Annotated in this window: 22 protein-coding genes; 7 read left to right on the top strand and 15 right to left on the bottom strand. The window is 73.6% G+C overall.

Annotation, left to right across the window (positions count from 1 at the left end):
* Positions 1-109: 109 nt before the first annotated feature.
* Both FJR00_RS06540 and FJR00_RS06535 read left to right on the top strand, forming a co-directional pair.
* Positions 110-547, top strand: a complete 438-nt coding sequence (locus tag FJR00_RS06540; protein ID WP_141337988.1) for a pyridoxamine 5'-phosphate oxidase family protein — start codon at positions 110-112, stop codon at positions 545-547.
* Positions 517-1179, top strand: coding sequence for a class I SAM-dependent methyltransferase (locus tag FJR00_RS06535; protein WP_181409529.1), 663 nt, complete (start codon positions 517-519; stop codon positions 1177-1179). The genes FJR00_RS06540 and FJR00_RS06535 overlap by 31 nt, the downstream gene beginning before the upstream one ends.
* Positions 1180-1206: 27 nt before the next feature.
* Here the strand turns inward: FJR00_RS06535 and acs are convergent, their stop codons facing one another.
* From acs to FJR00_RS06520, 3 genes are all read right to left on the bottom strand, one after another.
* Positions 1207-3180: an acetate--CoA ligase gene (gene acs / locus FJR00_RS06530; RefSeq protein WP_141337987.1), complete on the bottom strand. Its 1974-nt coding sequence runs from the start codon at positions 3178-3180 to the stop codon at positions 1207-1209.
* 127 nt (positions 3181-3307) lie between these two features.
* Entirely contained in the window at positions 3308-4846 is a 1539-nt protein-coding gene (locus tag FJR00_RS06525; RefSeq protein ID WP_075957284.1) for a sodium/solute symporter, read from the bottom strand.
* Positions 4846-5265, bottom strand: coding sequence for a hypothetical protein (locus tag FJR00_RS06520; protein WP_141337986.1), 420 nt, complete (start codon positions 5263-5265; stop codon positions 4846-4848). The genes FJR00_RS06525 and FJR00_RS06520 overlap by 1 nt, the downstream gene beginning before the upstream one ends.
* Before the next feature lie 56 nt (positions 5266-5321).
* Between FJR00_RS06520 and FJR00_RS06515 the strand changes: the two genes are divergently transcribed.
* On the top strand, positions 5322-6602 hold the full coding sequence (locus FJR00_RS06515; RefSeq protein ID WP_141337985.1) for a cytochrome P450: 1281 nt from the start codon (positions 5322-5324) through the stop codon (positions 6600-6602).
* A gap of 3 nt (positions 6603-6605) precedes the next feature.
* On the opposite strand, the gene FJR00_RS06510 is transcribed toward FJR00_RS06515, so the two are convergent.
* From FJR00_RS06510 to FJR00_RS06500, 3 genes are all read right to left on the bottom strand, one after another.
* Positions 6606-7418 carry a LytR/AlgR family response regulator transcription factor gene (locus FJR00_RS06510; protein WP_141337984.1) on the bottom strand — a complete coding sequence of 271 codons (813 nt, stop codon included), beginning with the start codon at positions 7416-7418 and terminating at the stop codon, positions 6606-6608.
* A 61-nt stretch (positions 7419-7479) separates the two neighbouring features.
* Positions 7480-8031: a YdcF family protein gene (locus FJR00_RS06505; protein ID WP_141337983.1), complete on the bottom strand. Its 552-nt coding sequence runs from the start codon at positions 8029-8031 to the stop codon at positions 7480-7482.
* Positions 8028-9236 carry a sensor histidine kinase gene (locus FJR00_RS06500; protein ID WP_181409528.1) on the bottom strand — a complete coding sequence of 403 codons (1209 nt, stop codon included), beginning with the start codon at positions 9234-9236 and terminating at the stop codon, positions 8028-8030. The genes FJR00_RS06505 and FJR00_RS06500 overlap by 4 nt, the downstream gene beginning before the upstream one ends.
* Before the next feature lie 108 nt (positions 9237-9344).
* On the opposite strand from FJR00_RS06500, the gene FJR00_RS06495 reads away from it, so the two are divergent.
* Positions 9345-9695 carry a carboxymuconolactone decarboxylase family protein gene (locus tag FJR00_RS06495; RefSeq protein ID WP_075957280.1) on the top strand — a complete coding sequence of 117 codons (351 nt, stop codon included), beginning with the start codon at positions 9345-9347 and terminating at the stop codon, positions 9693-9695.
* Between the two features lie 142 nt (positions 9696-9837).
* Here the strand turns inward: FJR00_RS06495 and FJR00_RS06490 are convergent, their stop codons facing one another.
* The 7 genes from FJR00_RS06490 to FJR00_RS06465 all read right to left on the bottom strand — a co-directional run bounded on the left by FJR00_RS06490 (position 9838) and on the right by FJR00_RS06465 (position 17351).
* Positions 9838-11964 carry an MDR family MFS transporter gene (locus FJR00_RS06490; RefSeq protein WP_272949573.1) on the bottom strand — a complete coding sequence of 709 codons (2127 nt, stop codon included), beginning with the start codon at positions 11962-11964 and terminating at the stop codon, positions 9838-9840.
* Positions 11961-12428, bottom strand: a complete 468-nt coding sequence (locus FJR00_RS06485) for a MarR family winged helix-turn-helix transcriptional regulator (RefSeq protein WP_141337982.1) — start codon at positions 12426-12428, stop codon at positions 11961-11963. The genes FJR00_RS06490 and FJR00_RS06485 overlap by 4 nt, the downstream gene beginning before the upstream one ends.
* 30 nt (positions 12429-12458) lie before the next feature.
* Positions 12459-13028: a 2'-5' RNA ligase family protein gene (locus FJR00_RS06480; RefSeq protein WP_238330356.1), complete on the bottom strand. Its 570-nt coding sequence runs from the start codon at positions 13026-13028 to the stop codon at positions 12459-12461.
* Positions 13025-13150: a hypothetical protein gene (locus FJR00_RS16505; RefSeq protein WP_272949572.1), complete on the bottom strand. Its 126-nt coding sequence runs from the start codon at positions 13148-13150 to the stop codon at positions 13025-13027. The genes FJR00_RS06480 and FJR00_RS16505 overlap by 4 nt, the downstream gene beginning before the upstream one ends.
* 282 nt (positions 13151-13432) lie before the next feature.
* Entirely contained in the window at positions 13433-14296 is an 864-nt protein-coding gene (locus FJR00_RS06475; RefSeq protein WP_141337981.1) for an SDR family oxidoreductase, read from the bottom strand.
* A gap of 80 nt (positions 14297-14376) precedes the next feature.
* Positions 14377-16566, bottom strand: a complete 2190-nt coding sequence (locus FJR00_RS06470; RefSeq protein WP_337678386.1) for a catalase — start codon at positions 16564-16566, stop codon at positions 14377-14379.
* Between the two features lie 125 nt (positions 16567-16691).
* On the bottom strand, positions 16692-17351 hold the full coding sequence (locus FJR00_RS06465) for a LiaF domain-containing protein (RefSeq protein WP_141337980.1): 660 nt from the start codon (positions 17349-17351) through the stop codon (positions 16692-16694).
* Positions 17352-17446: 95 nt separating this feature from the next.
* On the opposite strand from FJR00_RS06465, the gene FJR00_RS06460 reads away from it, so the two are divergent.
* Positions 17447-18451 carry an aldo/keto reductase family protein gene (locus tag FJR00_RS06460; RefSeq protein WP_141337979.1) on the top strand — a complete coding sequence of 335 codons (1005 nt, stop codon included), beginning with the start codon at positions 17447-17449 and terminating at the stop codon, positions 18449-18451.
* Between the two features lie 27 nt (positions 18452-18478).
* On the opposite strand, the gene FJR00_RS06455 is transcribed toward FJR00_RS06460, so the two are convergent.
* Positions 18479-19117 (bottom strand): hypothetical protein, encoded by a 639-nt coding sequence (locus FJR00_RS06455; protein ID WP_141337978.1) that lies wholly within the window; start codon positions 19115-19117, stop codon positions 18479-18481.
* Positions 19118-19161: 44 nt separating this feature from the next.
* Between FJR00_RS06455 and FJR00_RS06450 the strand changes: the two genes are divergently transcribed.
* A complete protein-coding gene (locus FJR00_RS06450) occupies positions 19162-20313 on the top strand; it encodes a MalY/PatB family protein (protein ID WP_141337977.1) in 1152 nt (383 codons plus the stop codon).
* Between the two features lie 39 nt (positions 20314-20352).
* Here the strand turns inward: FJR00_RS06450 and FJR00_RS06445 are convergent, their stop codons facing one another.
* Positions 20353-21486 (bottom strand): zinc metalloprotease, encoded by a 1134-nt coding sequence (locus FJR00_RS06445; RefSeq protein ID WP_141337976.1) that lies wholly within the window; start codon positions 21484-21486, stop codon positions 20353-20355.
* Between the two features lie 109 nt (positions 21487-21595).
* Here FJR00_RS06445 and FJR00_RS06440 point away from each other — a divergent pair, with 109 nt between their 5' ends.
* The gene (locus FJR00_RS06440) at positions 21596-22630 is read left to right on the top strand and encodes a saccharopine dehydrogenase (protein ID WP_141337975.1); all 1035 of its coding nucleotides are present in this window, start codon (positions 21596-21598) and stop codon (positions 22628-22630) included.
* Positions 22631-22769: the final 139 nt, after the last annotated feature.

The following is a 22769-nucleotide window of genomic DNA, read 5'->3' as shown; positions in this document are numbered from 1 at the left end:
CGGGACCGACGTTGGGCACCCCCGTCGCCCGCTCCGACCGGCGCACCCCGCCCGTCACGGCGGGTCCCCACCTCACTAGAGTGGAAGCACGAACCCACAGGAGGATGAGATGTCCGAACAGCGGTCGACGCCGATCCTGTCCGAGGACGAGTGCTGGGAGCGGCTCCGCCAGACCGAGTTCGGCCGGATGGCCTACCACCTCGCCGACGAGGTCCACATCAGCCCTCTCAACTACGCGGTCGACGGGGACCGGCTCGTCTTCCGGACCGCCGAGGGGTCCAAGCTGCTGGGGGTCGCCATGAACGAGGACGTGGCGTTCGAGGTGGACGACATCCTCGAGGACGAGGAGCGGGCCTGGAGCGTCATCGCCCGCGGCAAGGCACACATCCTCGAGGGCGACGAGGCCCGCGACGCCGACAACCTGCGGCTGCGGCCCTGGGTCAGCTCGGCCAAGTTCAACGTCGTGGCCATCACCGTCGAGGAGGTCAGCGGTCGCGACTTCCACCTGGCCCGCCCGTGGCGGCACATGATGCCGCCGGAGGACTGATCGCCGGCGCCGGACCCTGGAGCGAGCGCGCGCTGCCCCGGGTCGTCGACCTCGTCCTGTCCGAGCGGGTCACCCGCCCGTGGCGCGAGCGCGCCTGCGCCGACGCCGTCGGCACCGTGCTGGAGATCGGCTTCGGCAGCGGCCTCAACCTGCCGCACTACCGGGCGGGGGTCGAGCGGGTGCTCGCGGCCGAGCCCTCCGACCGCGCCTGGGAGATCGCCGGCGACCGGATCGCCGAGTTCGGCCGGCCGGTCGAGCGGGTCAGCCCGGACGCGGCCCGCATCCCCCTGCCCGACGGCAGCGTCGACACCGTCGTGTCCACGTGGTCGCTGTGCACCGTCCCCGACGTGCGGGCCGCGCTGGCCGAGGCGCGTCGGGTGCTGCGTCCCGACGGGGCGCTGCACTTCGTCGAGCACTCCCGCGCGCCGGAGAAGGCCGTGCGGCGGGTGCAGGACGCCATCCAGCCCGTCTGGGGTCCCGTGGCCGGGGGCTGCCACGTCACCCGGGACGTGCCGGGCCTGGTCCGCGCGGCGGGCTTCGAGGTGGTGACGGACGAGGCATACCTGACGCGGTTCCCGCCCGCCCGTCCCTGGGCCTGGTTCGTCGTGGGGACCGGCCGCCCGACCGGCTGACGCAGCCGGCCGGGCGTGCCACCGGCGTCAGTCGCCCTTGTTGAGCCCCGCAGAGATCGCGTTCATCACCGAGGAGTCGGCCAGCGTCGTGACGTCGCCCACCTCCCGGTGCTCGGCGACGTCCTTGAGCAGGCGGCGCATGATCTTGCCCGAGCGGGTCTTGGGCAGCTCGGGGACGATCATGATCTGCCGGGGCTTGGCGATCGGGCCGATCTCCTTGGCGACGTGGTTGCGCAGCTCGGCGACCAGGTCCGAGCCCTCGCCCGCGTCGTCGGCCTCCTGGACGGCCTCCTCGCGCAGGATGACGAACGCGCAGATCGCCTGGCCGGTGGTCTCGTCCGCGGCCCCGACGACGGCCGCCTCGGCGACCTTGGGGTGGGACACCAGGGCCGACTCGATCTCCGAGGTCGACATCCGGTGGCCGGAGACGTTCATCACGTCGTCGACCCGGCCGAGCACCCAGATGTTGCCGTCCTCGTCCAGCTTGGCGCCGTCCCCGGCGAAGTAGACGTTCTCGAACCGGCTCCAGTAGGTGTCCTTGTAGCGCTGCGGGTCGCCCCAGATGCCGCGCAGCATCGAGGGCCAGGGCTCGGTCAGGACGAGGTAGCCGCCGGAGCCCTTCTCCACCGGCTGCCCCATGTCGTCCACGACCGCGGCGCTGATGCCCGGGATCGCGTGCTGGGCCGAGCCCGGCCGGGTGGGGGTCACGCCGGGCAGCGGGCTGATCATGATCGCCCCGGTCTCGGTCTGCCACCAGGTGTCCACGATCGGGCACCGGTCCCCGCCGATGACCTCGCGGTACCACATCCAGGCCTCCGGGTTGATCGGCTCCCCGACCGACCCGAGCAGCCGCAGCGAGGACAGGTCGAACTTCGCCGGGATCTCCTTGCCCCACTTCATGAAGGTCCGGATCGCGGTGGGGGCGGTGTAGAGGACGGTGACCTTCTTGTCCTGGACGATCTCCCAGAAGCGGCCCTGGTGCGGGGTGTCCGGGGTGCCCTCGTACATCACCTGGGTGGCGCCGAGGGTCATCGGCCCGTAGACGATGTAGGAGTGCCCGGTGACCCAGCCGATGTCGGCGGTGCACCAGTAGACGTCGGACTCCGGGTGGATGTCGTGCACCACGGAGCTGGTGTAGGCGGTCTGCACGACGTACCCGCCGGTGGCGTGGAAGATCCCCTTGGGCTTCCCGGTCGTGCCCGAGGTGTAGAGGATGAACAGCGGGTGCTCGGCGTCGAACGCCTCCGCCTCGTGGGTGTCGGCCGCCTGCTCCAGCTGCTCGTGCCACCACAGGTCACGGTCGTCGTTCCACTCCACCTCCTGCTCGGTGCGCCGCACGACGAGGACCTTCTCCACCGGGGAGTCGCCCACGGCCAGGGCGGCGTCCACGGCGGGCTTGAGCGCGCCCGGCTTGCCGCGGCGCCACCCGCCGTCGGCGGTGATGACCACCTTGGCGCCGGCGTCGTCGATGCGGCTGTGCAGGGCCTCGGCGGAGAAGCCGCCGAAGACGACCGAGTGCGGGGCGCCGAGGCGGGCGCAGGCCAGCATCGCCACGACCGCCTCAGGGATCATCGGCAGGTAGATCGCGACCGTGTCCCCCTTGCCGACGCCCAGGTCGGCGAGCGCGTTGGCGGCCTTCTGCACCTGCTGGTGCAGCTCGGCGTAGGTGATGTCGCGGGTGTCCCCCGGCTCCCCGACGAAGTGGATCGCGACCCGGTCGCCGTTGCCGGCCTCGACGTGCCGGTCGACCGCGTTGACGCAGGCGTTGAGGGTGCCCCCGACGAACCACTTGGCGAACGGGGCGTCGGACCAGTCGAGCACCTGGTCGAAGTCGTTCTCCCAGCTCACGAACTTCCGCGCCTGGTCGGCCCAGAAAGCCTCCCGGTCCGCGGACGCCTGCTCGTAGAGCTCGCTCCTGCCGTTGGCGGCGGCCGCGAACTCCTCGCTCGGCGGGAAGGTGCGCTCCTCGTGCAACAGGTTGGACAGTCCTTCTTCGGACATGGATGCCTCCTTGCGTCTGGGCTGCGTGCTCCCGAGTATGCCGTGACCTCGGCGGGCGCGCGGGCCGGGGCGGGTGCGGGGCGACGAGCGGACGGTGCCGTGCGACGAGCGGCAGCGCCGGCGGAGGTCAGCGCCGCGCGGGCACGCCGAGCGCCCCGGTCGGGATCGACTCGGGGGTGTGCAGCCGCACGAGGGTGCGCCGGGTCCCGCGGGGGATCCGGTGCGGGGTGGCCAGGGAGACGCCGACGGCGGTGAGCAGGGCCACCGGCACGGTCCAGGCCGCCGGCTGCGCCAGGAGCGCGCCGGCCCACCCGGGGCGGTCGCCGACGAGCACCGTGACGCCGATGGCACCGGTGGCCAGGACGGCACCGACGAGCAGCCCGGCGGCGGCCCCCGGCACGGTGAGCCGGGGCCACCACACGCCCAGCGCCAGCAGGGGGAAGAAGGTCGAGGCCGCCACGACGAAGGCCAGCGTGACGAAGGCGGCCAGCCCCACCTCGGGGAAGAACCGGCTCAGCCCGTAGGGGACGAGCACGGCGACCACGGCGGCCAGCCGGAACCCGGTGACCTCGGAGTGGTCGCCCCCGGTGACCTTGGCCAGCAGCGGCCGGACGACGTCCTGGTTGAGCACTCCGGTCACCGCGACCGCGAGCCCGGAGGACGTCGAGAGGAACGCCGCGAACGCCCCGCCCGCGAGCGCGGCGACGAGCAGGTCGGCCGGCACCCCGTCGACGACCTGCGCGGGCAGCCGGAGCACCACCGTGTCGGCCCGCCAGTCCTCGGCGGAGGAGGCGAGGTAGGCGCGGCCGAGGACGCCGTAGACGATTGTCACCACGTAGAACATGCCCAGCAGCCACAGCACCCGCACCGTCGTGCGACGGGCCTGGGCGCCGTCGGGGTTGGTGTAGTAGCGCACCACGACGTGCGGCAGCCCCGTCGTGCCGAGGGCCAGCGCCACCAGCAGGGAGAAGGTCCGGTAGAGGTGGTGCCGGTCGGGGACCTCCCCGGTCAGCGGCAGCAGCCAGGAGCTGTCGACCTGCGGGAGTGGCCCGCGGGTGGCCCACCAGACCGCGACGATCACCCCGGCGGGCACGGCGAGGGCGGTGAGCTTGACCCAGTACTGCACGGCCTGGACCAGGGTGATCGAGCGCATGCCGCCGGCGGCGACCGAGAGCACGACGACGACGAGGACCACCGTCGCCCCGAGCCGTTCGGGCGCCCCGGTGACCAGGCGCAGCGTGAACCCGGCGCCCTGGAACTGGGGCACGAGGTAGAGCCAGCCGATGAAGACGACGAGCACCGTGCACAGGTGGCGCACCGCCCGCGACTCGAGCCGGGCCTCGGCGAAGTCGGGCAGGGTGTAGGCGCCCGACCGCCGCAGCGGCGCGGCGACGAGCACCAGCAGCACGACGTACCCGGCGGTGTAGCCGATCGGGTACCAGAGGGCGTCCACCCCGGTGTCGTAGACCAGCCCCGCCACCCCGAGGAAGCTGGCGGCCGAGAGGTACTCCCCGCCGATCGCCGCCGCGTTGCGGCCGGGGGTGACCGTGCGGCCGGCGACGTAGAAGTCGCTCGTGCGCCGGGACAGCCGCAGGCCGAAGACGCCGAGCACGAGCGTGAGCACGCACACGGCCAGGACCGCCAGCCCGGGCAGCACCCCGGACACTAGGCGTCCCGTCCGACGACGTCGCTGAACCGCGTCTCCAGCCGGCCCGCCTGGTGGGCGTACCAGGCGGCGAGCGCGACCATCGCCGGGTAGACGAGCACCCCGAGCAGCACCCAGACGAGGGGGACGCCGGCCAGGCTCACCGCACCGGTCGCCGGCACGAGGGTGACGAGCACCGGCACGGCGAGCAGGGCGGCGGCGAAGACGCCCAGCACGGTCAGCGCGAGGCGCAGCTGGGCCCGCAGCAGCCCCTGGAGGTAGAGCTCGCCCACCTCGGTCTGCTCGACGAGGTCGGTGGCGGGGGTGCGCTGCCGCACGGGCGGCGCACCCCGGCGGGAGGAGGTCACCCGGACCCGGGAGGTATGCCGTCGCGCCGGCGCGCCCGGTCCGTCCGGGGGCGGGGACGACGGGGTCGGCATGGTGGGCAGGCTACGCCCGACCTGCGACACCGGGTGGGGTGGGCGACGATGGGGCCATGGCAGACCTCAAGGACCGCACGATCGAGCTCGTGAGCAAGGGCTACCGCTTCACCGACCGGCTGCTCGGGCCGGCGGTGCGCCCCGGCTCGGCCCGGCGGGCCCCGATGAGGCTGCTCGGCTCGCCCACCCTCGTGGTCCGCGGGGCGGAGGGGGTGCGCCTGTTCTACGACACCGACCGGATGCAGCGCACCGGTGCCATGCCGGCCATCATCGGCGGCGGCCTGTTCGGCAAGGGGTCGCTGCACGGGATGGACGGCGAGGCGCACCGCAACCGCAAGGCGATCTTCGTCCGGGCCGCGATGGACCCCGACGCGCTGCGCGAGCTGATGGCCGACGCACGGCGGGAGTGGGCGGCATACATCGACCGGGAGTGGGTGGCCGGCGAGGGCGGCACCGTCTACGACGCCGCGGTGGACGTCTACGGCCGGTCGATCATGCGCTGGGCCGGGATCGAGGCCGACGAGGGGACCCTGACCCGGCTGTCCCGGTGGGAGGCGCAGATCGTCGACGGCTTCGCCGTGCTCGGGCCCGCCTACGTGCTGCAGAAGGTCCGGCGGCGCCAGTGCGACCGCTGGTTCGAGGAGCACGTGCGCAGGGCACGGGCCGGCGAGGTGCCGGTGCGTCCCGGCAGCGCCCTCGACCTGGTCCTGGCCCACCGCGAGCTGGACGGACAGCCGCTGTCGGACCATCTGGCCGCCGTGGAGATCCAGAACGTGGTCCGGCCGACGATCGCGGTCGCCCGGTTCGCCGCGTTCCTGGCGCTGGCCTTCCACGAGCACCCGGACGTGCGCGAACGGGTCAGCGAGGAGGTCCTCGCCCGCGGGACCACGGTCGACGGGCCCTACGCCACGGCGGTCGCCCAGGAGGTGCGCCGCTACTACCCCTTCGTGCCGGTGCTGCCGGCCGTCGCGCGGCACGACCTGGAGTTCGAGGGAGCCCGGGTCGCGGCCGGCGACCGGGTGCTCGTCGACATCTTCGGGACCGACCGCGACGCCGAGCACTGGCACCAGCCGGACCGCTTCGACCCGGAGCGGTTCACCGGGGAGGGCGCCGACCTGGCCTGGTCGGACCACTTCCTGCCCCAGGGCGGAGGCCGTCCGGAGACCGGCCACCGCTGCCCCGGGGAGCTGGTGACGGTGGGGCTGCTGGCGCTCACCGCCGCCGAGCTGTCCCGGCTGGAGGCGGACCTGCCCGAGCAGGACCTGTCCTACCCCCTGGACCGGATGCCGACGGCACCGGGGAGCAAGGTCCGGTTCGTCGACGTGCGCCGGCGCTGACCGTCAGGTCCGGGGGCCGCGGGCGAGGATGCGCTCGCGGACGTCGCGGGTGTGCCGGCGGGCCACCTGCAGCTCGGTCCCGTCCGGGGCCAGCACGAGGGACACCCGTCCCTGGCTCTGCCGCACCTCGGCGACGTGGGCCAGGGAGACCAGGGTCGAGCGGTGGATGCGGACGAACCCGGCGCCGGCCCACCGTTCCTCCAGCGTGCTCAGCGGCACCCGGACCAGGTGGGAGCCGGTGGCGGTGAACAGCCGGGCGTAGTCGCCCTGGGCCTGGACGTAGCGGATGGTCGACCGCAGAACGAACCGGGTCACCCCGCCGAGCTCGACCGCGATCCGTTCGTCCGGGGCGGCCTGCGCGGGACCCGCCTCCCTTGCCGCGGCCGTCGGCCCGGCGGCCTCGGCCACCTCCCCGGGGGCCCCCGGCTCGGCGCGCGCGTCCGCGGGGGGCGCGGACGTCATACCCTCCACCACCCGGTCGACCGCCCGGGCGAGCCGGGACGGGGAGACCGGCTTCATCACGTAGTCCGTGGCTTGCACGGCGAAGGCGTCGACGGCGTGCTCCTCGTGGGCGGTGACGAAGACGACCTGCGGGCGGCGGGCGAACCGGGCGATGATGCGCGCCAGCTCCATCCCGTCGAGCCCGGGCATGGAGATGTCGGAGAAGACGACGTCGACGTCGCCGGCGTCCAGCGCCCGCAGCGCGTCGGTGCCCGAGGAGGCAGGCACCACGACGTCGAACCGGCCGTCCTGCTCGAGGAGGTAGGTCAGCTCGGAGAGGGCGGGCGGTTCGTCGTCGACGACGAGGGCGCGCATGACCTCATCGTAGGAGGCGCCCTCCGTGCGGCGGAGGAGGCACCGGGGCGGCGGGCCGGTGTCAGCAGCCGCGCAGGAGCTGGGCCTTGGCCCAGGCGCCCGACTGGTAGACCGCGGCCTGCGCCCAGGCCCGCAGGCTCCGGTCCGTGCCGGCGTCGGTGGTCCAGACGAGCACGTCGGCGTCGCTGCACCGTTCCATGAGCATCCGGGTGCGCGCCGCGTGCGGGGTGCTGGTCATCACGGCGACCCGGTCCCAGCCGTGCTCCGTGACCCGGGCGCCCAGGACCCGGGCCTCCCCGCGGGTGGTGTACGGCTCGGGCAGGACGCACTCGACCCGGTAGGTGGCCGTGCGCAGGCCGCAGTGGTCGGTCGCGTAGGCCTCGCCGGTGTCGGCGTTGACCGAGGTCGTGGCCAGCAGCACGGGGGCGACGCCGGTGTCCATGACGGCGAGCGCCTCCTCGATCCGGGTCTCCACCGGACCGATGACGTAGGCCGCGTCCACCGGTGCCACCTCGTCGACCCGCGGGTCGACCACCACGTCGAGACTGACGGCCACCCACGTCACCAGCGCCGCGAGGACGGTCGCGATCAGGGTCGTCAGCCAGGGCCTCATCCGGCCACGTGCACGCCGGGGGCGTACTTGGGCACCCGGAAGGAGACCTTGGTGCCCAGCCCGGGGGCCGTCTCGACCACGAGGCCGTGGTCGTCGCCGTAGACCTGCCGGAGTCGGGCGTCGACGTTGCCCAGGCCCACGCTGTCGGTGTCCTTGCCGTCGGCCGCCGTGTCGCCGTCGAGCGCCCGCTGGACCAGCTCGGGGTCGGAGCCGACCCCGTCGTCCTCGATGGTGATCTCGGCCAGGTCGCCCAGGTCGGTGGCGGTGATCGTCACCGTGCCGACGTCCTCCTTGGCCGCCAGCCCGTGGCGGACGGCGTTCTCCACGAGGGGCTGCACGGCCAGGAAGGGCACGGCCACGGTGAGCACCTCGGGCGCGACGAGGAGGTGGACCTGGAGCCGCTCGCCGAAGCGCGCCTGCTCGAGCACGAGGTAGCGCTCGATGTTGCGCAGCTCGTCGGCCAGGGTGGTGAAGGCCCCGCCGCGCCGCAGGGCGTAGCGGGTGAAGTCGGCGAACTCCAGCAGCAGCTCGCGGGCCCGGTCGGGGTCGGTCCGCACGAAGGAGGCGATCGCGCCGAGGGAGTTGTAGATGAAGTGCGGGCTGATCTGGGCCCGCAGGCTGCGCAGCTCGGCCTCCATGGCCCGGGTGCGCTCCCGGTCCAGCTCGCCGAGCTCGAGCTGGCCGCTGACCCAGGTGGCGAGCTGCTCGGTGGCGCGGGCCAGCCCGGCGGAGGGCCGCTCGGCGTAGGCCGCGACCGTGCCCACGACCCGGTCCTCGACGACGAGCGGGGCGACCACCCCGGCCCGGACGTCGCACTCGGGGTCGGCGCAGGGCAGGTCGTCGCGGTCGAGGACGACGACGTCACCGGTGTCCAGCACCCGGCGGGAGTGGTCGACCGCCTGGCCGGAGTGGTGCTCCCCGTGCCCGGACCAGGTGAGCAGCTGGTGGCCGTCGCACAGCGCCAGCCCGGACGCCCCGAGCATGAGGCGCAGGTGCCGGGCCGCCCGGCCGGCGTGCTCGCTCGTCAGGCCGGACCGCAGGTGCCGGCCCGCCTGGGACCCGGTGCGCAGCGTCTCGTAGGTGATCCGGTCCGCCTCGGAAAGGAACCCCCTAGCCTCCCGCCGGCGGCGCAGCCACAGCACGACGTGCAGGACGAGGAAGGCGCCCGCCACGACGATGGCCGTGGGGAGGTGGAAGTCCTGCATGGAGGGAGGGTATGCCGTCGGCCGGCCCGGCCTCCGCCGTCTTTGGTGCGAACTCACCTGGGCGATACCCTTGGGGGTATCACGTCAATCCGTTCAACGAGGAGTTCCATGTCCCACGGCGCCCACGTCCTCGACGGCCTCAAGGCCCCCGCCCGCGACCTGCGCTCGCGCATCCCGGACGTCTACGCCGGGTTCGCCGCCACCCACAAGGCGGCCCTGGCCGAGGGCGAGCTGAGCACCGCCACCAAGGAGCTCATCGCCCTGGGCATCTCCGTGGCCACCCAGTGCGACGGCTGCATCGCCAGCCACGCCCGCGGTGCGGCCCGCGCCGGAGCCACGGCCGAGCAGGCCGCCGAGACCATCGGCGTCGCTATCCTCATGGCCGGCGGCCCCGCGACCGTCTACGGCCCGCGCGCGATGGACGCCTTCCTGGAGTTCTCCGGCGCCAAGGAGGCCTGAGCCTCCCGGGGCGCTGCCCGCGCGTCGGCCGGCGCCGGCGCATCGGCCGGGGGCGCGTCGGCCGGGGGGCGCTCCCGGCCGCGTGACCAGTTGTGGCCCCCACCAGGGCCACGACTCGTCGGCCGAGACCCCCCGACGACGTCTACTCCCCCCGGCCGGACGAGCCGACGGTCTCGACCGGGCGGCCCAGGTCCACGAGCAGGGCGGTCGACAGCTCGGCGGCCGCCCGCCGCACCTTGTCGAGGTCGACGGCCGCGTGCCGCTCCTCCACGCTCGGCTCGATGGTCGAGAGCACCTCGTCGCGGTTGCGGGCGGCGGCCGCGGCCTGCACCGCCAGCTCCTGCCGCAGCTCGGCGCTCAGCAGCCCGCCCTCCTGGTCGGCCCGCCGGGCCAGCTCGACGGCGAACCGCTCGCCGGCGGCCGCCTCCTCCTGGTCGTCGCTGGTCAGCATGAGCGCCGCCCGGTCGAGCAGGCACCGGCCCCGCTCCAGGTCGCCCTGGCCGACCTCGGCCACGGCCCGGGTGAGCAGCGGCCGCTCCGCGGCACCGGCCTGCCGGGCGATCATCGCCAGCTGCAGGCCCAGCACCCGCTCCCGGGTCCGGGCGCCGACGTCCCCCTCGCGCAGGCTCGGCACGTAGCCCTTCGACGGCGCGCTCTGGGCCATCGTGTCGAGGTACTCCCGCTGGGCCTCCTCCGGCGTGCCGACCGTCTCCCGCAACGGGATCGCCCGGATGGCCAGGGTGGCGAAGAAGACCACGACGATGATCGGCAGGCCGAGGACGAACACGTCGTGCAGCTGGTCGGCCAGTCCCCGGCGCACCGCCTCCAGCACCTCCGGCGGCAGCACCTCCGGCGGCAGCCCCTCCGTCGCCGCCGGGTCCAACGCCGCCCCGGCGTCGATCTGCCCCAGCTCGGCCGCCCGCGACGCCATCTCGGCCGGCAGGTGCCCCGCGATCGCCGACGCCATCCCGGCCGTCATGACCGAGCCGAAGACGGCGATCCCGACCGTGTTGCCGACGTTGCGGAAGAACTGCAGGGTCGCGGTGCCGACGCCCAGGTCGGCCCGGGAGACCGCGTTCTGGACGACGAGGGTGTACTGCTGCATCGCCATCCCCAGGCCGGTGCCCATGACCGCGATCGCCGCGGTCATCGTCCACTCCGAGGACTCCACGGTGAGCCGGGTCAGCAGCCACAGGCCCACCCCGGTGACGACCGTGCCCAGCAGCATGAGCTCCTTGTAGCGGCCGGTCCGGGTGATGAGCAGGCCGGAGAGGATCCCCACGACGATCATCCCGAGCATCATCGGCATGAGGATCAGGCCGGACTCGGTCGCCCCGGCGCCGAGCACGCCCTGGGCGTAGACCGGCACGTAGATCAACGCGCCGAACATCACCATCGCCAGGCCGAAGGCGGCGATGTTGGCCCAGGTGAAGATGCTGTTGCGGAACAGGCCCAGCGGCAGAAGAGGGTTCTCCGCCCGCAGCTCGGCCAGGACGAACCCGGCCAGCAGGACCGCACCGGCCGCGAAGAGGCCCAGCACCGGCGCCGACGTCCACGGGTAGGTGGTGCCGCCCCAGGACGTGGCCAGGAGGATCGACACGAGCGCCGGGGTCAGGGTGACGATGCCCAGCACGTCGATGCTGCCGCGCGTCGGCTCGTGGTCCAGGTGCAGGAAGCGGGCGATGACGACCACCGCAACCACACCGACCGGCAGCGCGGCGAAGAACAGCCACCGCCAGCCCAGCTCGTCGGTGATGAGCCCGCCCGCAAGGGGGCCGGCGACCGAGGTCACGCCGAACACCGCCCCCATGAGGCCCTGGTACTTCCCCCGCTGCCGGGCCGGGATGATGTCCCCGATGATGGTCTGCGACAACGGCATGAGCGTGCCCATGCCCAGGCCCTGCACCGCCCGGCCGAGGACGAGCGTCCAGAAGTTCGGCGCCAGCCCGGAGATCACCGAGCCCACCATGAAGACGACCAGCCCGCCGAGGTAGAACCCGCGCCGGCCGAAGATGTCGGACAGCTTGCCCACGATCGGCACGACGATGGCCGAGACCAGCATGGCCGCGGTCGCCACCCAGCTGTAGTGCTCCATACCCCCCAGCTCGGCGACGATCCGGGGGATGGCCGGGCCGACGATCGTCTGGCTGATCGAGGCGACGAACATGCCGAGCATCAGCCCGACGAAGACCCGCCGGTGCGCGGGCGTCATCCGGTAGGGAACGGGTTCGGGGGTGGCGGCCGTGGGCGCGGCTCCGGTGGTGGTCACGGGGTCCTTCGGGGTATGCGGTGGTGCCGGCGGAGGCGTTCGGAGCGGCGGGTCTCGAGGCTGTCGGTGAGCTGCCCGAGCAGGCGGGCCAGGTCACGGCTGTCGTCGTCGTCCCAGCCCTCGAGGGCGTCGGTGACGAGGGCCACCCGTCGGGCCCGCTCCTGGCGGACCGCCTCGCGACCCTCGTCGGTGAGGCAGAGCAGGGAGGCGCGACCGTCGGCCGGGTCCGGCTCGCGGGCCACCAGCCCCCGGTCGACCAGGGATGTGAGCCGCCGGCTCATCGTCGAGGGGTCCAACCCCTCCGACCGGGCCAGGTCGCGGGAGCGGACGGGCTCCCCGCCGTCGCCCTGGTGGGACAGGTGGACGAGGACCGAGAAGTCCGGGCGCGAGAGGTCGCCCTGGAACTCGGTGAGGAGGCGGCCCATCGAGACGAAGGCGCGCGCGAGCTGCTCAGATACGTGCATGATGCAACCATCATACGTCGTCCGGACGCCTCAGCTGGTCACGTCGCGGGCCCCCCGGCCGAGCAGCCACCGACGCACGAGACGGCAGCGGCCGGACTCCCACCAGGCGAGGTCGAGCGCGTCCGCCCGGGCTTCGACGGGCAGGAGACCGTCGAGCCGGGCCCGGGTGGACTCCTCGGTGACGTCGCCGTGGACCAGGTCGAGCGTCAGGTGTGGCTCGGGCGCGAACTCCCCGGCGTAGGGCGGGTGGTCGGGGAACTCCGCGACGAGCAGGGCGGTGAGCAGGGCGAACGGCCCGGCCGGCTCGGGCGCGAGGTGGACGATCCCGTTGGGGAAGGTGGCCACCCGCGCGAGCCGGTAGGGAAACGGCTCCACCTGCGCGGCGACGGCGGCGACCCGGCTGGCCACGTCGTCGTCCAGCACGTCGACGAACGGGCCGAGGGCGGTGACGTGGGCGTGGACGAAGCGGGGGTCGGCGGAGACGAAGCCGGGGTCGTAGGCCGCGGTCCGGTCGCGGACCCATCCCTCCAGCGGCGGGACCGGCACCTGGAGCACGCTGTGCCCGCGCCAGGCTGACGCACCGGTGTCGGGCAGGCTCACCGTCCCCGCCGCTGCCGGTGGAGGCGCAGCTCGTGCACGAACCAGACACCTCCGAGCACCAGGGTGATCAGCCCGTGCCACCACGCGATGGCAGCGGCAGCGACGAGGACCACAGCGGACACGATGACGACGGCCGACGCTGTCACGGGCCACCAGGTCGAGCTCCGCCCCCTTGCCAGGTCATCCACGGGCCCGACCGTTCCACAGGACATGGTCGTCCGCAAGGCTGTGCAACAGATAGCCGACCAGCGGTGAGGCTCCCTGCCGGTTGCGACATGTCACGTGCTGCACCCTCGGGCCTCTGGCACGCGACACGCCACAACGGCTCTGCACAGTGCGTGACACGCCGGGGGCGGAGAGCCCAGGGCCGACCATCGGCCCCCGCCGTTACCGCACCCGCGCCGTCAGAAGACCGGTTTGCCGCCCGTCACCCCCAGCACCGTCCCGGAGACGTAGCTGGCTTCGTCGGACGCGAGGAAGACGTAGGCCGCGGCCACCTCGACGGGGTGGCCGGCGCGGCCCAGCGGGGTGTCCGAGCCGAAGCCCTCGACCTTGTCCGCCGCCATCGTCGAGGGGATGAGCGGCGTCCAGATCGGCCCGGGCGCCACGGCGTTGACGCGCACCCCGCGCGGGCCCAGCTCGGCGGCCAGGTTGACGACGAGATTGTTGAGCGCCGCCTTCGTGGCCGCGTAGTCCAGGAGGTGGTCCGAGGGCTCGTAGGCCTGGATCGAGGTGGTGACGATGATGCTGCCGCCGTCCTTCTCCAGCTCGCCGGCCAGCTCGTGCACCAGCCAGTAGGGCGAGAAGACGTTGGTCGCGAACGTCCGCTCGACCTGCTCCAGCGGGAACTCCTCGAGCGTGTCGTGGGTCATCTGGTAGGCCGCGTTGGCCACCAGCACGTCGAGCCCGCCGAGCGCCTGCACGGCGTCCTTGGCCAGCTGCCGGTTGGCCGCCAGCTCGCGCAGGTCCACCGCGAACAGGTGGCAGGTGCCGCCGGCCGCCTCGACCAGCTCCTGGGTGCGCCGGGCGTCGTCCTCCTCCTCGGGCAGGTGGGCGACCGCGACCGCGGCTCCCTCCTTGGCGAAGGTGAGGGCCACGGCCCGGCCGATGCCGGAGTCGCCGCCGGTGATCAGGGCGCGCCGGCCGGGGAGGCGGTCACGACCCGTCCACGACTCCTCGCCGTGGTCGGGCGCGGGGTCCAGGTCGGCGACCGTGCCGGGCCACTCCTGGGACTGGCCGGGGATGTCGGACAGCTGCGGACGGGTCATGCCGTTCTCCTTCCGTCAGGGATGGGGATGTCGTGCAGGGATGGGAATGTCGTGCAGGGATGCGTATGCCGTGCCGCCGCTCAGACGTCGCGCTCCCAGCGGCGCATCGCCCCGCAGGCGGTGAAGAAGTCCTCCGGCGTCGTCGTCGACAGGTCCAGGCAGGCCTGGTCCAGCCGGTCGGCGATCCCGCCGGCCTCCAGCAGCGGGCGGGCGCCGGGGGCGTAGCCGATGAACTTGTAGTGCGAGAACGCGTCGGCGACGAAGTCGCGGGTGGCCGGGTGACCGGCCAGCTCCTCGGCCCCGGCCCCCTCGCCCAGGAGGGCGACCGCGTCGAAGAGCACCGAGGGCCCGCCGTCGATCTTGTGGTCGACCGGCCGGCGCTCGCCACCGGCGAGGGTGACGCCACCGACCTTGAGGGCGACCGTCTCGACCATCGCGCCGCCGTCCTCGAAGGCCTTCGTCAGGGCGTCGAGCGCGGCCCCGTCGGTCCCGTCGGTGACGACGATCCCCAGCTTGCGGCCGGCGAAGCTCTCCGGCGCGCGGAACTCCATGCTGAGGGCCGGGGAGGCCGGCAGGTCGTGGTTCGGCCGCACGTGCGGGGTGGTGGCCTCCGGCAGCTCCATCCCGAGCCCGTCGGCGACCCCGGCCGCCAGCTCCTCGTCGACGTTGCGCAGGTTGGCCACGATCCGCTCGCGGACCACCGGGATCTCGCACTTGGACAGCTCGAAGACGAACGCCATCCGGATGTGGTCCTGCTCGACCGGGCTCTGGCTGCGCCAGAACTGACCGGCCTGGGAGTAGTGGTCGGCGAAGCTCTCGGCCCGGACCCGACGGGTGTCGCCGCTCTCGGGCCGCTCGACCGTCCGGAAGCCCGCCTCCCGGTCGGCCCGCGGCCCGGCCGCGGCCCCGGTGAAGGAGTTGGGCTCGTAGTTCGCCCGGCCCGCCTGCCGGCCCATCTGCATGTGGCCGTCCCGCTGGAAGTGGGCGACCGGGCAGCGCGGCGCGTTGACCGGGAGCTGGCTGAAGTTCGTCGACCCCAGCCGCTTGAGCTGGGTGTCCAGGTAGGAGAAGTTGCGTCCCTGCAGCAGCGGGTCGTTGGTGAAGTCGATGCCGGGCACGACGTTCTGGGTCATGAACGCCACCTGCTCCGTCTCGCTGAAGACGTTGTCGACGACCCGGTCCAGCCGCATCGTGCCGACCACCCGCAGCGGCACCTGCTCCTCGGGGATGATCTTGGTCGCGTCGAGCACGTCGAAGTCGAAGGAGTCGGCGAACTCGTCGTCGAAGGTCTGCACGCACAGGTCCCACTCGGGGAAGTCGCCGTTGTTGATCGCCATCCACAGGTCGCGCCGGTGGAAGTCCGGGTCGGCGCCGTTGATCTTGACCGCCTCGTTCCACACCACCGACTGCAGCCCCTGCTTCGGCACCCAGTGGAACTTGACGAACGTGCTGCGCCCCTCGGCGTCGACGAACCGGAAGGTGTGCACGCCGAAGCCCTGCATGAAGCGGAACGACCGCGGGATCGCGCGGTCCGACATCTGCCACAGCAGCATGTGGGTCGACTCGGGCATCAGCCCGACGAAGTCCCAGAAGGTGTCGTGCGCCGACTGGGCCTGCGGCCAGCCCCGGTCCTGCTCCTCCTTGACCGAGTGCACCAGGTCGGGGAACTTGAGGGCGTCCTGGATGAAGAACACCGGGATGTTGTTGCCGACCAGGTCCCAGTTGCCCTCGTCGGTGTAGAACTTGGTCGCGAACCCGCGCACGTCCCGGGCCAGGTCGAAGGAGCCCATGTTGCCCGCGACGGTGGAGAACCGGACGAACACCGGCGTCTCCTTGCCGGCCTCGGCGAACAGCGAGGCCCGGGTCAGGTCGGACAGGTCCTCGGCGGCGGTGAAGGTGCCGTGCGCGCCATACCCGCGGGCGTGCACCACCCGCTCGGGGATCCGCTCGTGGTCGAAGTGGAAGATCTTGTCGCGGAAGGCGAAGTCCTCCAGCAGGGTGGGTCCGCGGTCGCCGACCTTCAGGGAGTTCTGGTCGTCCGAGAGCACCTGCCCCTGCGAGGTCGTCATCGGAGGGATGCCGTCGCCCGGCAGCTGGTGCAGCTCGCCGCCCTCCCCGGGCTCGGTCGCGTCGGTGTAGCGCGGGTTGTCCGCGGCGGCGCCCGCGTGGCGGGGCGTCGGCGGCTGCGGCGGGGCCGGGTCCTGCGGGTAGTCCGGGAGCCGGGGGCCGCCTGTCTCCACGGCCGGCTGGTCGTTCTGGTTCGTGGCCATCGTGGTCCTCCACGTCCGCGTCGGGTCGTCGCCCTCTCTGGCGACGCGTCTTCCACGCTAGGACGACGAGGCCCGCTCGTCCTGTCGACCGGCCCCGCCGACCGACCCCCGCAGGTCTGTCCTGCTCAGGACCGCTTCGGCTGGGCCCACCGCCACCCGCGGGGCAGCTTCTCCCCGGCCGCGACCGAGCGCACCCGCACGTCCCCGAACACCGACCAGCCGGTGACGACCAGCCGGCCGCCCGACGGCGGGGTGCCGGTGGCGGCCGCGCCCACCTCCGAGCGCGCGTCGCCGAGCAGCGTCATCCCCTGGATCTGCACGTCGGTGCCCTCGGGCACGAGGATCTTCGCGCTGCCGAACAGGCTGTAGAGCTCGACCTCGAGGGTCTCCCCCGGCTGCAGCACGTGGCGCAGGTCGAGCTTGACGTCGCCGAACACCTGGTAGGACACGGTCTTCCGGGCGGCGTCCCACGCCCCGGTGCGCACGAGGTCGCCGAACGCGGACACCATGGGCTGGTCCCGCTCCCTGCGCGCGGGCAGGTTCCCCGGACCGCCCGAGGAGTATGCCGCTCCGCCGGCCTGCTGCCAGGAGCCCGGCGCCCCGGGGACCACCTCGGGCATCCCCGCGCCCGGCGTCTGCGGGCCGGGCAGCGGAGGGGGCTGCAGCGCGGGGTCGATCCCGGGGGACGGCTGCATCGGGTCCGTGCCGGGCGGTGCCGCCAGCTCGTCACCCTCGCGGGGCCCCTGCCCGCGGTCGTCGTCCTGCCACCCCGATCGGTACGTCATACCCCCACCGTAGTCGGGCCGGCGAAGCACGCCCCGGCGCGGGAAGCGCGCACCCGCGGCACCGAGCATCCCCGCCGGATCCGTAGGCTGGGGGGATGGAATTTCGGTACCTCGGCAACAGCGGGCTCAAGATCAGCGAGATCACCTACGGCAACTGGTTGACCCACGGGTCCCAGGTGGAGAACGAGGTGGCCCACCAGTGCGTGCGCGCCGCGCTCGACGAGGGCATCTCGACCTTCGACACTGCCGACGTCTACGCCAACACCAAGGCCGAGAGCGTCCTCGGCGAGGCGCTGAAGGGCGAGCGCCGGGAGAGCCTGGAGATCTTCACCAAGGTCTACTGGCCCACCGGCCCCGGCGGCAAGAACGACACCGGCCTGTCCCGCAAGCACGTTCTGGAGTCGATCGACGGGTCGTTGAAGCGGCTGCAGACCGACTACGTCGACCTCTACCAGGCGCACCGGTTCGACACCGAGACGCCGCTGGAGGAGACGATGCAGGCCTTCGCCGACATCGTCCGCCAGGGCAAGGCGCTCTACATCGGCGTCAGCGAGTGGACCGCCGACCAGATCCGTGAGGGCCACCGGCTGAGCAAGGAGCTGGGCTTCCAGCTCATCTCCTCCCAGCCGCAGTACTCCATGCTCTGGCGGGTCATCGAGCCCGAGGTCGTCCCGGCCTGCGAGGAGCTGGGCATCTCCCAGATCGTCTGGAGCCCGATGGCCCAGGGCGTGCTCTCGGGCAAGTACCTGCCCGGCCAGCAGCCCACCGAGGGCCGCGCGGCCGACGAGAGGATGGGCAAGGGCATGCAGGGCTTCATGTCCGACGAGACCCTCACGGCCGTGCAGAACCTCAAGCCGCTGGCCGAGGAGGCCGGCCTGACCATGCCGCAGCTCGCAGTCGCCTGGGTGCTGCAGAACCCCAACGTGGCCGCCGCGCTCGTCGGCGCCTCCCGGCCGGAGCAGGTCAAGGACAACGTCAAGGCCGCCGGCGTGACGCTGGACGCCGACCTTCTGGCCAAGATCGACGAGGTCCTCGGCGACACGGTCGAGCGCGACCCCGGCAAGACGGCCGAGAACGCCCCGCAGACCCGGGTGGCCTGACGCCCGGCGTCCGGACGACGGGACGGATCAGCGCTCGACGATCGTCGTGACCACCTCGGTCAGCGCCGGCCGGCGGGGCGTCGAGGAGAAGCCGAAGCGGGCCGGCGGGTCGACCGGGGTCAGCGTGCCCAGGTCGACGCCGTCGAGCCGGGCGGTCACGGCCGTCACCGTCCGCAGGTCGGTCGCGCCGTAGAACTCCCGCCGCCCCTGCCCGGCGCTGCCCCGGGTGCGCACGCCCCGCAGGACGACCCGGGCCACCGGGTCGGTGACCGTGGACAGCAGGGGGCTGGCGGCGACCCTGCGGGGTATGCCGCGCAGCAGCCACCCCAGTGCCGTGCGCCGGCCGAGGGTCGCGGCGAGGGTCAGGGACGGCGTGGCCACGGAGAAGGTCGCGGGCGGCCCGTCCGTCGGGGCCGGTCCGCCGGCGGCGAGGTCGACCTCGACCGGCTCGATCCGGGTCTCGTCGAAGCTGTAGGTGCCGGTCACGAAGTCGGCGACCTCCCGCGACGGGGCCAGCAGGACCCGGTGGCCGTCGGCCCGCTCGACCATGACGTCGGCGAACGAGCCCAGCGGCGAGGTGTCCCAGACCCCGACGACGAGCCGCACCCCGCTGCTGGTCCCGACCCCGAGGATCCGGCCGGTGAAGGTCCAGGTGCGCGACGTCATACCCCCATCCTCGCCGGTGCGGGCGCTGCTGACAGGCTGGGGCCATGGGAGCACCCTTCGACCTGACCCTGGAGCAGATGCGGGAGCACCGCAGCGCCAAGTGGAGCCGGGTGGCGCCCGACGTGCTGCCGGCGTGGACCGCAGAGATGGACGTGCGGACCGCGCCGGCGGTCGCCGAGGCGCTGCGCACGGCCGTCGACCGGTCGGACTTCGGCTACGCGGGGCACCCGAGGCCGGTGGTGGAGGCGTTCGCCGGGTTCGCGCGGGACACCTGGGGCTGGGACCCGGTGGCCGACGGGGACAGCGTGCGGGTGATGGCCGACGTGGGGGTCGGCGTGCAGGAGGTCCTGCGCGCGGTGACCTCCCCCGGGGACCGGGTGCTGCTCACGCCGCCGGTCTACCTCAGCTTCTACCCGTGGATCCGCGGGCTGGGCCTGGAGCCGGACGACGTGCCGATGCTCGACCAGGACCGGGGCGGGCGGCTGGACCTGGAGGGGATGGAGCGGTCGCTGGCCGGCGGGACGAAGGTCGTGCTCCTGTGCTCCCCGCACAACCCCCTGGGCCTGGTGACCCCGCGGCAGGACCTGGCCGCGGTGGCCGACCTGGCGAAGGAGCACGGGGCGCTGGTGATCTCCGACGAGATCCACGCGCCGCTCGTGCACCCGGGCAGCGAGCAGCAGTTCGTCCCCTTCCTGACGGTCTCCGACGCCGCCCGGGAGGTCGGGATCGCGCTGCAGTCGCCCTCGAAGGCGTGGAACCTCGCCGGGCTCAAGCTGGCCGTCGGGGTGGTGGCCGACACGTCGCGCTGGCCCGAGGGGATGCCCGGCGGGCTGGACTGGGGCGCGGGGATCCTCGGGCAGTATGCCGCGGTCGCGGCCTGGACGGACGGGCGCGAGTGGCTGCAGGTCGTGCGCCGGCAGATCCAGGAGCGGTCCGCCCAGCTGGAGGGGCTGCTGGCGCAGCACCTGCCCACGGTGCACTACCACCGGCCCTCGGCCGGTTACCTGGCCTGGCTGGACTGCCGGGAGCTGGGACTGGGCGACGACCCGGCGGCCGCCTTCCTCGAGCGGGGGCGCGTGCTGCTGTCCCCCGGTCCGGCGTTCGGGCCGGGCGGGGCCGGGTTCGCCCGGCTCAACATCGGCACCTCCGAGGAGCTGATGGCCGAGGCGGTGCGGAGGATGGCCCGGGCCCTCTGAGCCGGGACGCCTGTCCGGGCTCCAGGGCCCATCCGGACGTCAGGGACAGGGGATGGCACCGAGGCGGGCCAGCCCGGCCAGGTCGCCGGGGCCGAAGTGCGTCTGGCCGGTGTTGACGGGGGTCATCAGCTCGCCCGGCGCGTCCACGTGGCCCAGGCCCAGGACGTGGGCCAGCTCGTGGTCGAGCACCGCCGCGTGCGCCTCCGGCGTCGGCAGCTGGTCGGTGTCCAGGACGACCTGCCCGGAGGCGTTCCAGGACCGGCCGTCGGGAAAGGTCACCACCGTCGGCCCGCCGAACCCTGCGCTCGGTCCCTCGAGCGCCGGCACCTCCTCGTCGGTCGCCCAGCCGACCAGGACGGGCTCGCCCCGGGACGCGGGGTCGTCCGACCAGGTGCGATCGGTCTCGCCGACGAGCTCCAGGTGCAGGCCGCTGGCGTCGGAGATCCGGGCGAGGGAGGCGAGCACCAGGTCCGCGTAGCCCTCCGGGGCTCCTGCCGGGTTGACGGCGACCTCGACCGGGCCGCAAGGGGAGAAGCCGACCGGCTCCTCGCTCCGCGGCTGGGTGGCCAGGAAGGCGTAGGCACCGTCGGTCTGCGGGGCGACGGCGGGCAGCAGCCGCTCGCCGCGAGGTGGTTCCCATCCCCACCCGGCCGGGTCGGAGCGGGGGAGGAAGTCCGGCACCAGGTCGTCGAACCGCCCGCCCGCGCTCCCCTGCGCCGCCGGGTCCACCGGGTCTGACGCGGCGCGGTCCTCCTGCGGGCCGACGACGACGTCCGGGGCCACCGGCGAGGCGTCCGGCAGCGGCGGCTCCGGCTCCTGCTCCGGCAGCCCGAGGACGGAGCGGCCGGTGTCCTGCGCCCAGGACCAGGTCTGCACGGCCCGGTCGGGGTAGGTGAGTCCGGCGCCGACCAGGCCGAGCACCACCAGCACCCCCGGCCACGACCGACGTCGCCGGCGCACCGGTGGCCGCAGCGGCACCGGTGCGAGGGCCGGCACGGGCGGGGGACCACCCTCGGGCGAGTGGTAGCGCCAGGGCGTCGTGCCGCCGGTGAGCGGGCTGCCCGGAGGAGCCCCGCCCAGGCCGTATTGCCGGTCCCACTCGTCGAGCTCGGCGAGCCGCCGCTGCATCTGCGCCGCCCTCCGACGACGGGCGGCGGCCTCGAACATCCCCATGGCAGGACATCGTGCCCCACGGCACCGACGGACGACACCGACGGACGGCACCGGACCGGCCCGCCGCCGGAGTTGGGGACCGCCCGTCCCACTCCATACCCTGTGCCCCATGACCCGTCCCCACCTGTGGATCCGCGCCGAGTCCCGCCCGACCGAGCAGCGCGTGCCGATCGTCCCCGCCGACGCCGCCCGGCTCATTGCCGACGGCTTCACCGTGACCGTCGAGGAGTCGCCGACCCGGATCGTCCCGGTCGAGGAGTACGTCGAGGTCGGCTGCTCCGTCGCCCCGTTCGGCTCCTGGGTGGACGCCCCCGAGGGGGCCGTGGTCGTGGGGATCAAGGAGCTGCCGGAGGACCCCTCGGACCTGCAGCACACGCACGTGTTCTTCGCCCACGCCTACAAGGGGCAGGAGGGTGCCGAGGAGGTGCTGGAGCGGTTCCGCCGCGGCGGCGGCGAGCTGCTGGACGTGGAGTACCTGACCGTCGACGGCAAGCGCGTCGTGGCGTTCGGCTTCTGGGCCGGCTACGTGGGGGCGGCGCTGTCGGTGCTGCGCCACCGCGGGCTCCTGGACGGCGGCGTCGGCCCGATGACCCGCGAGGACCTGGACGAGCGGCTGCGCGGCAGCACCCCGGCCGAGCCGGAGCGGGCGCTGGTCATCGGCTCGCGCGGGCGCTCCGGGACCGGTGCCGTGGAGGCGCTGGCCGTGGCCGGGTGCGCCCTGACCCGGTGGGACCGGGCCGACACGCTCGTCCTGGACAAGCCCGCCCTGCTCGACCAGGACATCCTCGTCAACTGCGTCGTCAGCCTCGGGGCGGGAGAGGCGTTCGTCACCGCCGAGGACGTGGACGTGCCCCGTCGCCTGCGCGTCGTCGGCGACGTGACCTGCGACGTGACCTCCGAGGCCAACAAGCTGCCGGTCAACACGCAGATCACGACCTGGGACGAACCGGTGCGCCGGTTCGGCGGGGACGAGCACCCCCTCGACGTCATCGCCATCGACAACCTGCCCTCCCTGCTGCCGCGAGAGTCCTCCGAGACCTTCAGCGCCGAGCTCACCCCCCTGCTGCCCGACCTGGCCGACCGGTCCGGGCCCTGGGCGGCGAGCCTGGAGTGGTTCCGCCGGCACGTGCACGACGCATCCTGACGACGGACCGCCCCGGCGCGGTGGTGCTGCTGGCCGACGGCGGGATCGCCGAGCAGGGACCGCCGGAGCAGGTCCTCGACTCGCCCACGAGCGAGCGGGGCCAGGCCTTCCTGCAGCAGCTGTCGGAGCACTGAGCCGT

This window comes from Ornithinimicrobium kibberense (assembly GCF_006519705.1).
In the GTDB taxonomy this organism is placed as follows: domain Bacteria; phylum Actinomycetota; class Actinomycetes; order Actinomycetales; family Dermatophilaceae; genus Ornithinicoccus; species Ornithinicoccus kibberensis.
The sequence above is the reverse complement of the archived record's forward strand: the minus strand, read 5'-3'. Positions and strand labels throughout refer to the sequence as shown.

What these genes read in the sequence shown, in the direction of transcription:
- FJR00_RS06470 (WP_337678386.1), bottom strand. Translation starts at nt 16,566, where the DNA reads ATGGCCACGAACCAGAACGACCAGCCGGCCGTGGAGACAGGCGGCCCC.
- FJR00_RS06520 (WP_141337986.1), bottom strand. Translation starts at nt 5,265, where the DNA reads ATGCCGACCCCGTCGTCCCCGCCCCCGGACGGACCGGGCGCGCCGGCG.
- FJR00_RS06485 (WP_141337982.1), bottom strand. Translation starts at nt 12,428, where the DNA reads ATGCACGTATCTGAGCAGCTCGCGCGCGCCTTCGTCTCGATGGGCCGC.
- FJR00_RS06460 (WP_141337979.1), top strand. Translation starts at nt 17,447, where the DNA reads ATGGAATTTCGGTACCTCGGCAACAGCGGGCTCAAGATCAGCGAGATC.
- acs (WP_141337987.1), bottom strand. Translation starts at nt 3,180, where the DNA reads ATGTCCGAAGAAGGACTGTCCAACCTGTTGCACGAGGAGCGCACCTTC.
- FJR00_RS06475 (WP_141337981.1), bottom strand. Translation starts at nt 14,296, where the DNA reads ATGACCCGTCCGCAGCTGTCCGACATCCCCGGCCAGTCCCAGGAGTGG.
- FJR00_RS06450 (WP_141337977.1), top strand. Translation starts at nt 19,162, where the DNA reads ATGGGAGCACCCTTCGACCTGACCCTGGAGCAGATGCGGGAGCACCGC.
- FJR00_RS06505 (WP_141337983.1), bottom strand. Translation starts at nt 8,031, where the DNA reads ATGAGGCCCTGGCTGACGACCCTGATCGCGACCGTCCTCGCGGCGCTG.
- FJR00_RS06440 (WP_141337975.1), top strand. Translation starts at nt 21,596, where the DNA reads ATGACCCGTCCCCACCTGTGGATCCGCGCCGAGTCCCGCCCGACCGAG.
- FJR00_RS06465 (WP_141337980.1), bottom strand. Translation starts at nt 17,351, where the DNA reads ATGACGTACCGATCGGGGTGGCAGGACGACGACCGCGGGCAGGGGCCC.
- FJR00_RS06540 (WP_141337988.1), top strand. Translation starts at nt 110, where the DNA reads ATGTCCGAACAGCGGTCGACGCCGATCCTGTCCGAGGACGAGTGCTGG.
- FJR00_RS06510 (WP_141337984.1), bottom strand. Translation starts at nt 7,418, where the DNA reads ATGCGCGCCCTCGTCGTCGACGACGAACCGCCCGCCCTCTCCGAGCTG.
- FJR00_RS06445 (WP_141337976.1), bottom strand. Translation starts at nt 21,486, where the DNA reads ATGGGGATGTTCGAGGCCGCCGCCCGTCGTCGGAGGGCGGCGCAGATG.
- FJR00_RS06495 (WP_075957280.1), top strand. Translation starts at nt 9,345, where the DNA reads ATGTCCCACGGCGCCCACGTCCTCGACGGCCTCAAGGCCCCCGCCCGC.
- FJR00_RS06455 (WP_141337978.1), bottom strand. Translation starts at nt 19,117, where the DNA reads ATGACGTCGCGCACCTGGACCTTCACCGGCCGGATCCTCGGGGTCGGG.
- FJR00_RS06500 (WP_181409528.1), bottom strand. Translation starts at nt 9,236, where the DNA reads ATGCAGGACTTCCACCTCCCCACGGCCATCGTCGTGGCGGGCGCCTTC.
- FJR00_RS06515 (WP_141337985.1), top strand. Translation starts at nt 5,322, where the DNA reads ATGGCAGACCTCAAGGACCGCACGATCGAGCTCGTGAGCAAGGGCTAC.